The 13,457-nt window shown below is 74.3% G+C and carries 9 protein-coding genes and 1 tRNA gene; 3 read left to right on the top strand and 7 right to left on the bottom strand.

The window, feature by feature from the left end; translation table 11 throughout:
- Positions 1-7: 7 nt before the first annotated feature.
- Positions 8-988, top strand: coding sequence for a glycine betaine ABC transporter substrate-binding protein (locus tag MOV08_RS26010; RefSeq protein ID WP_275311894.1), 981 nt, complete (start codon positions 8-10; stop codon positions 986-988).
- A 136-nt stretch (positions 989-1,124) separates the two neighbouring features.
- On the top strand, positions 1,125-1,550 hold the full coding sequence (locus MOV08_RS26005; protein ID WP_039636041.1) for a hypothetical protein: 426 nt from the start codon (positions 1,125-1,127) through the stop codon (positions 1,548-1,550).
- Positions 1,551-1,582: 32 nt separating this feature from the next.
- Here the strand turns inward: MOV08_RS26005 and MOV08_RS26000 are convergent, their stop codons facing one another.
- The 4 genes from MOV08_RS26000 to MOV08_RS25985 all read right to left on the bottom strand — a co-directional run bounded on the left by MOV08_RS26000 (position 1,583) and on the right by MOV08_RS25985 (position 7,063).
- A complete protein-coding gene (locus tag MOV08_RS26000) occupies positions 1,583-2,371 on the bottom strand; it encodes a S16 family serine protease (protein ID WP_275309045.1) in 789 nt (262 codons plus the stop codon).
- Between the two features lie 129 nt (positions 2,372-2,500).
- Complete coding sequence (locus MOV08_RS25995) at positions 2,501-3,142, bottom strand: IclR family transcriptional regulator (RefSeq protein WP_039636038.1); 642 nt, start codon at positions 3,140-3,142, stop codon at positions 2,501-2,503.
- 366 nt (positions 3,143-3,508) lie between these two features.
- Positions 3,509-5,302 (bottom strand): DEAD/DEAH box helicase, encoded by a 1,794-nt coding sequence (locus tag MOV08_RS25990; RefSeq protein ID WP_039636036.1) that lies wholly within the window; start codon positions 5,300-5,302, stop codon positions 3,509-3,511.
- A 111-nt stretch (positions 5,303-5,413) separates the two neighbouring features.
- Positions 5,414-7,063 (bottom strand): MFS transporter, encoded by a 1,650-nt coding sequence (locus MOV08_RS25985; RefSeq protein WP_275309044.1) that lies wholly within the window; start codon positions 7,061-7,063, stop codon positions 5,414-5,416.
- 299 nt (positions 7,064-7,362) lie between these two features.
- Here MOV08_RS25985 and MOV08_RS25980 point away from each other — a divergent pair.
- Positions 7,363-7,434: transfer RNA gene (locus MOV08_RS25980), tRNA-Cys, on the top strand.
- 510 nt (positions 7,435-7,944) lie between these two features.
- On the opposite strand, the gene MOV08_RS25975 is transcribed toward MOV08_RS25980, so the two are convergent.
- From MOV08_RS25975 to MOV08_RS25965, 3 genes are all read right to left on the bottom strand, one after another.
- Entirely contained in the window at positions 7,945-10,278 is a 2,334-nt protein-coding gene (locus MOV08_RS25975) for a xanthine dehydrogenase family protein molybdopterin-binding subunit (protein WP_039636031.1), read from the bottom strand.
- Between the two features lie 73 nt (positions 10,279-10,351).
- The gene (locus MOV08_RS25970; RefSeq protein WP_275309043.1) at positions 10,352-12,469 is read right to left on the bottom strand and encodes a (2Fe-2S)-binding protein; all 2,118 of its coding nucleotides are present in this window, start codon (positions 12,467-12,469) and stop codon (positions 10,352-10,354) included.
- Positions 12,466-13,362, bottom strand: a complete 897-nt coding sequence (locus MOV08_RS25965; RefSeq protein WP_039636027.1) for an FAD binding domain-containing protein — start codon at positions 13,360-13,362, stop codon at positions 12,466-12,468. The genes MOV08_RS25970 and MOV08_RS25965 overlap by 4 nt, the downstream gene beginning before the upstream one ends.
- Positions 13,363-13,457 lie beyond the last annotated feature (95 nt).

Here is a 13,457-nt window from a genome sequence, read left to right as displayed (position 1 = left end):
GCGGGGGATGCGGCGGGCGTGCGGGGCGGCCGGCGCGGCGTTGCTGGCCGCCGCGCTGCTCGGTGGCTGCGGGCTGGTCAGCGGCAGCCCGATGTCCGACGACGTCAGGCCGGGGACGGTGGGCCGCGGGCTGCCCCTCAAGGGGGCCGACCTGACCGTCACGTCCAAGGAGTTCACCGAGAACATCGTCCTGGGCCAGATCATGGGGCTGATGTTCAAGGCGGCCGGCGCCACCGTCATCGACAAGACCAACATCCAGGGCACCATCGGCGCCCGCGAGGCGGTCCGCACCGGCACCGCGGACGGGATGTACGAGTACACCGGCACCGGCTGGATCACCCACCTCGGCCACGAGAAGCCGATCCCGGACCCGCACCGGCAGTGGGTGGCGGTGCGGGACGCCGACCTCCGCAACGGCATCGTCTGGCTGCCGCCGTCCCGCCTGAACAACACCTACGCGCTGGCGCTGAACGCCGGCAACGAGAAGAAGTACGGGGTGCGCACCCTCTCCGACGTCGCCGCGCTGCTGAAGAAGGACCCCGGCGCGGTCACCCTGTGTGTGGAGAACGAGTTCGCCACCCGCAACGACGGCCTGCCCGGGATGGCGAAGGCGTACGGCATGGACATCCCGCCGGGGAACGTGCGGCGGATGACCGGCGGCGTGGTCTACACCGAGACGGCGAAGGGGACGTCCTGCACGTTCGGCGAGGTGTTCACCACCGACGGCAGGATCAAGGCGATGGGGCTGACCGTCCTCGCCGACGACCGGCACTTCTTCCCGAACTACAACGCGGCGCCGGAGATCAACGCCGCTGCGCTGCGCCGCCACCCGCAGATCGCCGAGGTCCTCGCCCCGGTCACCGCCGCGCTGGACAACGACGTCGCCCGGAAGCTCAACGCCGAGGTCGACGTCGAGGGCCGGGATCCGCACCAGGTCGCCAAGGCGTGGCTGGTGAAGAAGGGGTTCATCAAGGAGGGCGGCGGCTGAGGCCCCGTCGGTCAAGGACGTGTGCGGAAAAGGCTCAGGCCCCCTCGCAAGATCACGTATGGTGTGCTCCACCTGAAAACGAACAAGTGTCGCAGTCGCCACCATCGTGACCGCGACAGGGGGAAGGAAGAACGCCATGAAGGCATCCCGCATCCGGCGCGGTGTCGCCGGTGTCGCCACCGTCGTCGCCCTGGCCGGGGCCGGCGTCCTGGCCACCGCGCCGATGGCCGCGGCCAAGGCCAACCTGATCGCCGTCAACAAGGTCGCGCTGGACGGGACGGGCCTGCGGGTGAACGTCACGTACTCCTGCGACCCCGGCATGAACCACCAGCTGGTCGCCAACGCCGAGGAGATCACCTCGTCCAAGCTCCAGGGGTACGGCGCGGGCACCATCAAGGTCGACAAGCTCGTCTGCGACTACGCCGACCACACCGCACAGGTCCGACTCAAGCCCGCCGCCACCCTGGGCTTCGAGAAGGGCGACAAGGTGAAGGTCACCGTCTTCTACTTCGACGAGGACGGCTTCCGCTACGCCGACACGACGGCCACCGCCACTGTCTGAGCGTGACGCCGACCGCCCTTGAGGCCCTGGACTCAGGCGCCGGTGCAACTGGGCACCGCACCACCGGAGTTGAGGGCCTTGAGGGCGTCCACCGCGCCGTCCAGGGTGGTGACGGGGATCAGCCGCATCCCCTTGGGGAGTTCGGCCCGGGCGTCGGTGCACTCCTTGCGCGGGACGAGGAAGACCGTCGCGCCGTCGCGGCGCGCGGCCTGGGTCTTGAGCGCCACCCCGCCGACCGCGCCGACCGCGCCGTCGGCGTCGATGGTGCCGGTCCCCGCGATGGTCCGGCCGCCGGTGAGGTCGTGTCCGGCGCCGTCGCCGTCCAGCTTGTCGACGATGCCCAGCGCGAACATCAGGCCGGCGCTGGGCCCGCCGATGTCCGCCAGGCTCAGGGTGACCTTGACGTCCTTGGCGGACTTGCCCAGTCGGTTCAGCGCGGCGTGGGTGGCGGTCTCCTGGGACTGCTTCATCTGCTCCGCGTTGTGCTCGGCGATCTCCTCGGTGTTGTTGCCCACCGGGTAGACCGAGTCCCGCGGCATCACCGCCTCGTCGGTGCGGAACCACGCCCGGACGACGTCCGGCAGGTGGACCGAGGCGTCCGGTCCGGTGGCGGTGATCGAGGTCATCCGCAGCTGACCGCTGGTGTCGCGGGTGCGGACACCGGAGACGGTGATCACCGGCTTGCCCTTGTCGTCACCGAGGACGTTGGCCGTCACACCCGGATACGCGACCGAGTACGGCAGCGGCGCCAGGGCCGCGGTCACGAGGACGGCGAGGACGAGGGCGGTGCAGACCAGCAGGGCACGGGCGCGTGAGGACACCCCGCCACCCTAAATGACCCCCACCCCATCCGCTCCGCGCGGCGCCCTGGGCACACGGCAGCGCCACAGGGTCACCACAGGGAATACGTGAGCGTCACCGGTCGCGGGCGGCCGACGGCCGCCGCGGCCTCAGCGCAGCGCCTCGGAGACCTCCCGGGCCGCGTCCACCACCCGCGGCCCGATCCGCTCCCCGACGTTGTCGGTGAGCAGCACCACGCCCACGCTGCCCTCGATCCCGCTGACGCCGAGCAGCGGCGCCGCGGCACCACTGGCCCCGGCCTCCAACTCCCCGTGCGTCAGGGCGAGTCCACCGTCCTGGAGGCGGCCCTGGCGGGCCTTGAGGATCGCCCGCCCGGCGGCCCCGCGGTCCAGCGGGTGACGGAAACCGGCCCGGTAGGCGACGTGGTAGTCGGTCCAGGTCGGCTCGACGACCGCGACCGCCAGCGCCTCGGCGCCGTCGACGAGGGTCAGGTGCGCGGTGGCGCCGACGTCCTCGGCCAGCGAGCGCAGGGCCGGCAGCGCGGCCTCCCTGACCAGCGGATGGACCTGGCGGCCCAGGCGCAGCACGCCCAGTCCCACCCGGGCCCGACCGCCGGCGTCCCGGCGCACCAGTGCGTGCTGCTCCAGCGTCGCCAGCAGGCGGTAGACCACGGTCCGGTTGACGCCGAGCTTGTGCGAGAGCTCGGTGACGGTCAGCCCGTGGTCGGTGTCGGCGAGCAGTTTGAGGACGCGCAGTCCCCGGTCGAGCGTCTGGGAGGTCTCTGCCGTCACGACGCCCCCTCCTGAGGTGAGTGGCGGCGTCCGTACACGGCGTGCTGTTCGTCCCGGAACAGCGCCCAAGAGCCGCCGGCCGCTTTGCACCGGCTGCGCTCCGCGGCGGCGCTGCCACGGGGCGTGTGTGTGACCGGGACAGTAGCGAGCCACTCCGGTCAGCGGAAGAGCGCGTCCAGAATCCGGGCTTTCACGCCCGGAATATCCAGGCTCGTCCGCACCGCGGTCCGTCTCCGTTGGGGCCATCTTGCGCCACCCCGCGGCGGGGTGGCAGTACGCCTCACCAGCCCCTACGGCGACACCGCGCCACGCACTCTCACCGCACCCTCACAGAACCCCCGCCGGGCCACCACGAAACAGCCCCCCTCAGCGCATCCGCGTGGCCCACTCCCGCACCTTCTTGATGCGCTCGCCCAGCTGCCCGGCCGTCGCCTCCGCGCTCGGCGGGCCGCCGCACACCCGGCGCAGCTCGGTGTGGATCACCCCGTGCGGCTTGCCGCTCTGGTGGACGTAGGCACCCACCAGCGTGTTGAGCTGCTTGCGCAGCTCCAGCATTTCCTTGTGCGAGACCACCGGCCGCCGCTCGGCCGGCAGTTCCAGCAGGTCCGCCTCGGAGTCCGGTTTCTTCCGGCTGTGCGCTATCTGTCGGGCCTGCCGCTTCTGGAGCAGCAGCTGCACCTGGTCGGGCTCCAGCAGCCCGGGAATGCCGAGGTAGTCCTGCTCCTCCTCGCTGCCCGCGTGCGCCTGCATGCCGAACTCGGCGCCGTCGTAGAGCACCCGGTCGAAGACCGCCTCCGACTCCAGCGCCTCGAACGAGAACTGCTCCTGCTCCCCTGTTTCTTCGTCCTGCTCCTTGTTCGCCTCGTCCATCTCCTTCTCGGACTCGGCGTACGGGTCCTCCTCGCCGTCCTTCTTCGGCTTGTCCAGGACGTGGTCGCGCTCGACCTCCATCTCATTGGCGAAGCCGAGCAGCATCGGGACGGTGGGCAGGAAGACGGACGCGGTCTCGCCTCGCTTGCGGGACCGGACGAAGCGGCCGACCGCCTGCGCGAAGAACAGCGGGGTGGAGATCGTGGTGGCGTAGACGCCGACCGCGAGCCGGGGCACGTCCACGCCCTCGGACACCATCCGGACCGCGACCATCCAGCGGTCGTCGGAGTGCGAGAAGTCGTCGATGCGCTGCGAGGCGCCCGCGTCGTCGGAGAGCACCAGGGTCGCGCCCTGCCCGGTGATCTCCCGGATCAGCTTGGCGTACGCCCGGGCCTGCTCCTGGTCGGAGGCGATGACCAGGGCGCCGGCGTCCGGGATGCCCTTGCGGACCTCGGTCAGCCGCCGGTCGGCGGCCCGCAGCACGTTCGGCATCCAGTCGCCGCGCGGGTCCAGCGCGGTGCGCCACGCCTGGGAGACGGCGTCCTTGGTCATCGGCTCGCCCAGCCGGGCCGCGATCTCGTCGCCGGCCTTGGTGCGCCAGCGCATGTTGCCGCTGTAGGAGAGGAAGATGACCGGCCGGACGACGCCGTCGGCCAGCGCGTTGCCGTAGCCGTAGGTGTAGTCGGCGGACGACCGGCGGATGCCGTCGTTGCCCTCCTCGTACGCCACGAACGGGATCGGGTTGGTGTCGGAGCGGAACGGGGTGCCGGTCAGCGCCAGCCGCCGGGTCGCCGGCTCGAACGCCTCCAGGCACGCCTCGCCCCACGACTTCGAGTCGCCGGCGTGGTGGATCTCGTCCAGGATCACCAGGGTCTTGCGCTGCTCGATGCGGTTGCGGTGCAGCATCGGGCGGACGCCGACGCCGGCGTAGGTGATCGCGATGCCGTGGTACTCGCGGCCCAGCGGGCCGGCGCTGTACTCCGGGTCGAGCTTGATCCCGATCCGGGCCGCGGCTTCCGCCCACTGCTTCTTCAGGTGCTCGGTCGGCGCGACCACCGTGACCTGCTGCACGACGTGGTGGTGCAGCAGCCACGAGGCGAGGGTGAGCGCGAAGGTGGTCTTGCCGGCGCCGGGCGTGGCCACGGCGAGGAAGTCCCTGGGCTGGGCCTGGATGTACCGGTCCATGGCCGCCTGCTGCCAGGCACGCAGCTTGTTCGCGGTACCCCACGGGGCCCGGCCCGGGAAGGCCGGGGACAGGTGATGGCTGTTGGTGGCGCTGGTGGTAGTCACGGTCTCCGTCGGCTGAGGTCGGCGATCGGCAACCGCGTCAGCCTACCGGTGCCCCGCTTGCCGCCCGGCGCGGAACGGCCACTCCCACCCGGGGGTGGGAGCGAGGTCACATCACGCGGTCGCCGGACGCCGGCCGGCCTTCGGGCGGAGCCGGCCGGCCACCACCGCACCGGCGGCCGCGACCACCGCCATCGCCGCGAAGACCGCCAGGAAGGCCGCGGGATGGCTCGTCGTCGCGGCGCCCGCGGCATCCGCGGCGCCGGCCGAAGCGGTACCGGCCGCGGCGATCGAACCGCCGCCGAACGCCGCGAACAGCACCCCGCTGACGCCGACGAAGGCCACGTTGCCGAGCGCGTCGGACATCTGGAGCGAGGAGGAGTTGCTGCCCGCCTCCTCCGGGCGGGAGAGCTTCAGCAACAGCACGCTGCCGCTGGAGATGTTCAGCCCCATCCCGAACCCGCCGACCGTCCACGCCACGGCCACCGTCCAGACCGGCACCCCGTCGATCAGCACCAGCGGCACCAGCACGATCGCCGTCGCCAGCAGCGCCATCCCCAGGCCCATCAGCCGCTCGCGGTGGGCGTCAAGGCGCGGGCGGCTCTGCACGTACGAGCCGAGCGCCCAGGTCAGGCCGCCGCCGGTGAGCGAGAGCCCGGCCAGCGTGGCGGACAGACCGCGCTGGGTGACCAACAGCAGCGGGATGAAGCTCTCGGCGGCCACCAGCGCCCCGGCCGCCAACCCGCGCATCAGCACCACCGTCGGCAGCCCGCGGCCCGCCCGGAACGTGCCCCGGGGCAGCAGCCGCACGATGGCCGGGGCCAGCAGCGCCAACCCGGCAGCGGCCGGCAGCAGCGCGAACCAGCTCGGGTGCTGGCCCGCGTACTGCAGCAGCGACGCCCCCACCGCGACCGCCAGGGCCAACAGGCTGCGGCGGCTGGCCAGGATGTGGCGGAGGCCGCCGTCCGGGCCGGGGGCGGTGCGCGGCAGCTTGCGCAGCGCCGGCAGCATCACCGCGAGCGGCAGGAGTATCAGCACGGGTATGGAGAGGAACACCCAGCGCCAGCCGAGGTGTTCGGTGACCGTCCCGGCGACCAGCGGGCCGACGATCACCGGCACCACCCAGGCCGCCGAGAACGACGCCATGACCGAGGGCCGCAGCCGTTCGGGATAGCCGCGGCCGACGACGACGTACAGCGACACCATCGCCAGGCCGCCGCCCAGGCCCTGGACGCCCCGCCCGGCGACGAACATGCCCATGCTCTGCGCCCCGCCGGCGATCACCAGCCCGGCGCCGAACGCCGCGATACCGCTGAACAGCGGTGCCAGCGGCCCGCGTCGATCGCTCCACACACCGGAGAGCGCCATCGCGAACAGGCTGGCCGTGAAGAAGGCCGAGAAGGCGAAGGCGTAGAGCCCGATGCCGTCGAGGGCCCGGGCGGCCACCGGCATGGCGGTGTTCACCGCGCTGGCCTCGAAGGCGATGAGGGAGACGACGGAGATGATGCCGAGGGTCAGGGCGCGGTAGTGCCGGCCGAGGACGCCGCCGGAGCCGTCCGGAGGCGGACCGACGAGCGAGTCGGCGGGCGGGTCGGCGGACGGGTCGGCGGACACGGCCCGGTCGCGGGCCTGGTGCGGGCCGCGCTCCGGGCCGGGCTCCGGGAGGTCCGTCCGTCGGGGGGTGGTGGCGGTGGGGGGTGCGGCGGTGCTGCCCGTCGCGACCTGGGCGGCCGCGTCCGCGGGGCTCGAAGGGTCAGCGGTCATCGGGCCAGCGTAAGGGCCGTAAGGCCGTTGCACCCCTGTCCGGAGGCGGGGATTCCCTACACCGTCCGTCCTACGCCACGGGTCCGCCCCGCCCCCGCGACAACGCCCCGCCGCACCACCGCGCACTCGGGCCAGCCGACTCATCGCCGCCACCTCTGGTGATCACCGGCGACCGAGGCCGCCGGGCCACCGCCCACCGCCCGTTCGTGAACTGCGCGTTGCAGCCTCGTGGCAGCCCGCCCGCCACCCTTGTCCGGCCCCCCACCCGGCGGCCTAGAGTCGGAAGCACACCGCACCCCGGCCGTGTGCCCGAGTGGTTTAGGGGCTCGCCTGCAAAGCGAGTTACGTGGGTTCGAATCCCGCCACGGCCTCTGACAGCCCCGCGACGCCGCGCCCTGTGCGCGCAACGCCGCGACCGGCAGCGCGCGGGCGCTGCGGCGCAGCCGCCCGACGGCGGCCCCGACGAGCGCGGGGACCGCCGGCCGGCGCACCCACGCCCTCCGGGCCGGCCCCGCTCCCGCGCTTGCGTCGCCCTCGCCTTTCCCCCCGCGCACCCCGACTCCCCCGCGCATTCCGCCCGCCCCCTCGCTCGGCAGCGTCCGCCGCCGGTCGGCCGTCCGCCGGTCACCGACCGGCGCCACGCACGAGATCGCGCGCTGGAAAAACCGTAAGTGACGGCACTGACAACGGCCGTGACGGAGAGTGAAGTCGCAGGTCGCGCGCGGGAAGGGCAGAGGTAGGAGCAGAGGCAGAGGAAGCCGCGGAGCAAGCGGGCAGCGGGCAGCGACAGGAGCAGGGACGGAAGGGCGCGCTCGTGCGCGTCGCGCGGACCGCCGCGGGTCCGCACGACGTGGCGGCACCGCGGCGTCGTCGCGGCCTCGCTACGGCGTCTGCACCGGCTGTGCCACCGCCGCCTGCGGCCGGATCGGCAGCCGGCCGATCGGGCGGCCGGTGGCGGCACGGACCGCCGACGCCACCGCGGCCGGCGAGGTCACCACCGGCACCGCGCTGGCCGCCTTGGCGCCGAACGGGGCGACCACATCGCGGTCCTCGACGAGCTTGACGATCCGGATGTCCGGCGCGTCCAACGCGGTCGGCAGCGCATACCCGGTCAGGTCGGGGTGGCGGACCTGACCGCGGGTGGTGCGGAGGTTCTCCATCAGCGCGGCGCCCAGGCCCTGGGTGACCCCGGCCTCGATCCGGGCCCGCAGCTGGCGCGGGTTGAGCACCCGCCCGACGTCCTGGGCCACGGTCATCTCCACCACCCGGACGGTGCCCAGCTCGATGTCGACGTCGGCGACGCAGCGGATGGCGCAGAACGCCAGGCCGACGAAGGCGTCGCCCTGCCCGGTCTCGTCCAGCGGTTCGGTGGGGTGCGGCCGGCACTGGGCGGTGGCCCACAGTTCCTTGCCGTCCAGCGCCTCGGCAACGGTGGTGCTGAGCACCCCGTCGTACGAGGTGATCTTGCCGTCGGCGATCTGCAGCAGCTCGGTGGACATCCCGAACTTGTGGGCCAGCGGCTGGAGGAGCTGGGTGCGGACCATCTTCGCGGCCCGCTCGACGGCGCCGCCGGAGACCCAGGTGTGCCGGCCGTGGCAGGCCCGGCCGGCCGGGGGCTGATCGGTGTCCACACCCGCGACGTGCACCTCGTCGACGCCCAGGGTCTCCTGGACGATCTGCCGGGCCAGCGTGGAGAAACCGGAACCGGTCTCGACCGCGGCGCAGATGACGGTGGCGACCGAGCCGCTGACCTTGACGGTCGCGGTGGACACCTCGTCGGCACCCTCCGCGCCGAGCATGTGCACCATGCCCAGGGCGTAGCCGACGCCGCGCCGGACCGCGCCCGGCTCGCCCGCGCCCTCGGGACCGCCCGGCAGCAGCCACTCCGCCTCGGGGGTGTCCTTGGGCAGCTCGGGCAGCGGCGCCTCGGTGACGGCGCGCAGGAGTTCGGCGACCGGGGCGGGGCAGGTGACGGTCTGCCCGGTGGGCAGCAGGTCGCCGGTGGCCATGACGTTGCGCCGGCGGATCTCGTCCGGCTCCAGGCCCAGGTGGGCGGCGAGCTTGTCCATCTGGCCCTCGTAGGCGGCGCAGACCTGGAGGGCGCCCTCGCCGCGCATGTGGCCGGACGGCGGGTTGTTGGTGCGCACCGCCCAGCCCTCGACGACGGCGTGCGGGACGACGTACGGGCCGCAGGCGAACGAGACCGCGGCGGCCAGTGCCTCGGCGGAGGTGTCCGCGTAGGCCCCGGCGTCCATCAGGATCTGCGCCTCCACCTTGACCAACTTGCCCTCGGCGTCGGCGTGGTGGCGGTAGCGCAGCAGGGTGGGGTGGCGGTGGGCGTGGGCGAGGAAGGACTCCTCCCGGGTGGCGGCCAGCTTCACCGGGCAGCCCGTACGGAGCGCCAGCAGCCCCAGCGACAACTGGATGCCGGGGTCCTCGCGGTCGGCGGTGGCGCCGGGCACGCCGGTCACCACGACCTTGACCTGCTCCGGTTCCAGGCCGAAGGAGGCGGCGGCCAGGTCGCGGTCGGTGTGCGGGTCGGTGGAGGCGGTGTAGATCTCCACCCCGCCGTCGGGGCGCGGCACCGCGAGGCCGGCCTCGGCCCCGATGGGCGCCGGGTCCTGGCGGCCGATCCGGTAGAAGCCCTCGACCATCACCTCGCCCATCGCCTCGGCGTCGCCGAAGCGGAGCGGGATGTGCCGGATGAGGTTGCCGTCGGGGTGCAACGGCTCCGCCTCGAAGGCGAGTTGGGGGTCGGTGACGGCCTCCAGGACCTCGTAGTCGACCACGATGGCGGCGGCGGCCAGCCGGGCCGTATCGGGGTGGTCGGCGGCCACCGCGGCGATCGGCTCACCGTGGTGGCGGACCTCGTCCATGGCGAACACCGGCCGGTCGGCGATGCCCCGGCCGTACCCCTTGTCGCCGGGCACGTCCTCGTGGGTGACGACGGCGCGCACGCCCGGCATCTCCGTGGCGTGCCGGGTGTCCACGGACCGGATCCGGGCCCGCGGGTGCGGGGAGCGCAGCACGGCCGCCCACAGCAGGCCCTCGGCCCACAGGTCGGCGGCGTACGGGAAGGTGCCCTCCGCCTTGGCCGCCGCGTCGGCGGACATCAGGGAGACGCCGAGCCCGTGCGACGACGGTTCCACGGGGGTCTGGACACCCGCCGCGGGCGTCGCGGTGACGGCACCGGCGCCGTCGGTCGTACCGCTCATGCCAAGACCTCGCTCCGCTCACCCTCGCATCCGCGAGGCCCGCACCTTGTGACGAATCGCTCGCTGCGCTTGCTCACCCAGCGCCTCCCGGCTGTGCGTCCGGGTGGTGCGGCGTCCCGTCCATCGGGTCGGCGGGACCCGCCTGGTGGGGAATGCGGGCGGTTTCGACCGGCGCCTCGTCGGCGACGGAGGCCTCGGCTACGTCGACCGGCTCGGCGCGGGACTTCACGACGTCGGCGACGGCCTCCAGGACACCGCGGTAGCCCGAGCAGCGGCAGAGGTTGCCGCAGAGCGCCTTGCGGGTCTCCAGCTCCGTGGGGGCGTGGTTGCCCTCCAGGAGGTCGTGCACGGTCATCGCCATGCCCGGTACGCAGAAGCCGCACTGCACGGCCCCGGAGGCGGCGAGCGCCTGCTGGACGTCGGAGGGCACACCGTTGCGCGCGAGCCCCTCGACGGTGCGGACCTCGCTGCCGGCCGCGGTGACGGCGGGCACCAGGCAGGAGGCGACCAGCCGCCCGTCCACCTGGACCGAGCAGGCCCCGCACTCCCCCTGGGAGCAGCCGTCCTTGGCGCCGGCCAGGCCGAGCCGTTCGCGCAGCACGTACAGCAGCGACTCGCCGATCCAGGCGTCCTTGACGGGCCGGTCGATGCCGTTGACGCACAGCATGTAGGACGCCGAGGGGTGTTCGTCGTGCCCGTCGAGGACCGCCGCGGCGTCCGGGACATCCGGGACGTCCGGAACATCCGGGGTCTCGGGAACGGCGGCGGCCTCAGGGGCGGCAGGAGCCTCGGGGGCGGCGGCGGGGACCGGCTCGGGCGCGGGGTGCGTCGGGGCGGCCGGCGCGTCGTCGGGCTCGTGCGCGGCCGCGGCCTCGGCGGGGACCTGCTCGGCGGCGGGCGCGCCGGCGTCCGTGACGGGCTCCATCGCAGGGCCGGCGTCCGCGGCGTCCTGTGCGGCGGGGGCGGCCGGCGCGAAGGCGTCGGCGGCGGGCGGAGGCGTCGGCACCGGGTGGGCGTCCAGGGCCTCGGCGGGGGCCTCGGGCGCCACGGGGGCACCGTGCCCGGTGAAGTCCTCGCCGACCGGCGTGCCGGGCGCGGCACCGGGGTCGACGAGCGCGCCGACGCCCGCACCATGGGCGACGTCGATCATGAACTCCCCCGTGGTGTCGGGCTGTTCGCCCTCCACCACCGGGACCGACCAGCCTTCGGCGCCGCTCGGGGCGGGCACCTCGGCGGCGGCTTCCCGGCCTGCGGCCCCGTCCTGCCGGTGGGCCGTCTGCCCGGCCGGCGGCCACTGGGCCAGTGCGTCGGCGGGCAGCGACCAGTGGCCGGTGGCACCGCCCGTACCGGCCGCCGCGGCGCCCTGCGCATACGGGTCCTCGACCGGCGCCGCGAACGGCTCCTCCGCGACGCCGCCCTCCCCGACACCGGTGGCGCCGGCAGCACCGGCGACACCGGCGGCATGGTCGGCGTCGACCGTCCCGGCGGTCCCGCCCGTGGCGTTGAGCCCGGCGGTGAAGTTCCAGTGGCCGGTGGCGCCGGTCTCCGCGGGGCCGCCCTGGCCCGCGGCCTGGCCGCCCTCGTAGGGCAGGCCGGAGTAGCCGCCGTCCTGGTAGGTCGGGGCGGCGCCGTGGCCGGTCGGCCGGCGGTCGTCGCCGACCAGGTACTCGCCGGACTCCTCCAGGGTGTCGTCGGCCGCCGGGACGGCCCACGTGCCGCCGGCCGCCTCCGGGCTGCCGGCGACCGGCCAGTGCACCTGTTCGCCGCCCCACGGCTGGGCGCCCTCGGGCGCGTTGGCCTGGTAGGCCGCGGCGGGGTCGTGGTGCGGTGCGGGCTCCTGCCGCCCCATGTGGTCGGCGTAGCCCGTCGCGGGGTCGGCGTAGCCGGTGGACGGGTCGGCGAACGGCATCGTCCACTGCCCGGTGGCCGCCGGGTCGGTGCCGGCGCCCGGTACCGGGGGCGCGGCGGAGTGCGCGGGGAACGAGGCCGGCGGGGTGTAGCCGTGGCCGGGGGCGGCCAGCGGGTCGGCGCCCGGCGCGCGGTAACCGGCGCCGTACGCGCCGGTGGTGAAGCCTTCGGGGAGCTGGACGAAGGCGGTGGCCTCCGACTCGTACTCGCCGCCCGGCGGCAGCGGCTGCCAGCCCTGCTCGGGGTGCGGCTGCTGCGAATGACGGTTGTCTGCGTTGCTCACGAGAGCGCCCTCCCAAGTGCGCGGCGGGCCAGGGCTGCCACCGTACGGCGCAGGTGCAGGGCGGCCGGCGGGAGGGCCGCCGGTTCGGAGCCGTCCTGCGGCGGCACCGGGTCGGGGATGCAGGCGGCGGCCACGTAGTCGCCGAAGGCGGCCAGCGCCTCGGGGACCAGGCCGCGTTCGCCGTCCCAGTCGATGAGCGAGGCCACCCACTGCTCGGCCTCCAGGGGGCGCAGCGGCATGGCGGCGACCGCGCCGACCGCGCAGCGCACCGAGCGCCGGGCAGGGTCCAGGACCAGCGCGACGGAGGCGGTGGCGCGGCCGGGGCCGGTGCGCCCGGTGGCCTTGAGGAAGGTCTGCGGGGCGTGCAGCAGCGGAACCCGTACGAAGCCGACGAGTTCCCCGGGGCTCAACATCTCGCGACCGGTGAGCAGATGGCTGACCGGGATCTCGCGGCGGGCGCCCCCGGGGCCGGCGATGATCACCGTGGCCTCCAGGGCGGCCAGCACCGGGAGGGTGTCACCCGTGGGGGCGCTGGTGACGATGTTGCCGCCGAGGGTCCCGGCGTTGCGGATCTGCGGCGGGCCGGCCGCGCGCGCGGCGGCGGCCAGACCCGGGATCAGGGCGGCGAAGTCGGGGCGCCCCATACGGGCGAGGGTGAGGCCGGCGCCGAGCAGCGCATGGCCGTCCAGGTACTGCCAGCCGCGGATCTCGCTGATCCGGCCGAGGCCCACCAGGCCCGCGGGTCTAAGGAGTCCGGCGTTGACCGCCGCCATGAGATCCGTGCCGCCCGCGACGGGCACGGCGGCGGGCATGGCGGTGAGTGCCGCCACCGCCTCGTCGAGCGAGGCCGGCAACGTCACCGATTGCGACGCGTGCGGTGCGTGCGTGGTCAACCCAGCTGCCCCTTCCCCGGTGTCCCGGCAGTTCCGCTCCGCCGTACGGTACGTGCTCACGGCCCGGACGTGGCAACTCTGGCACATCTTCGCGG

The organism is Streptomyces yunnanensis, assembly GCF_029011865.1.
In the GTDB taxonomy this organism is placed as follows: domain Bacteria; phylum Actinomycetota; class Actinomycetes; order Streptomycetales; family Streptomycetaceae; genus Streptomyces; species Streptomyces yunnanensis.
This window is presented reverse-complemented; position numbering and strand designations above follow the sequence as displayed.

What these genes read in the sequence shown, in the direction of transcription:
- MOV08_RS26010 (WP_275311894.1), top strand. Translation starts at nt 8, where the DNA reads ATGCGGCGGGCGTGCGGGGCGGCCGGCGCGGCGTTGCTGGCCGCCGCG.
- MOV08_RS26005 (WP_039636041.1), top strand. Translation starts at nt 1,125, where the DNA reads ATGAAGGCATCCCGCATCCGGCGCGGTGTCGCCGGTGTCGCCACCGTC.
- MOV08_RS25985 (WP_275309044.1), bottom strand. Translation starts at nt 7,063, where the DNA reads ATGACCGCTGACCCTTCGAGCCCCGCGGACGCGGCCGCCCAGGTCGCG.
- MOV08_RS25975 (WP_039636031.1), bottom strand. Translation starts at nt 10,278, where the DNA reads ATGAGCGGTACGACCGACGGCGCCGGTGCCGTCACCGCGACGCCCGCG.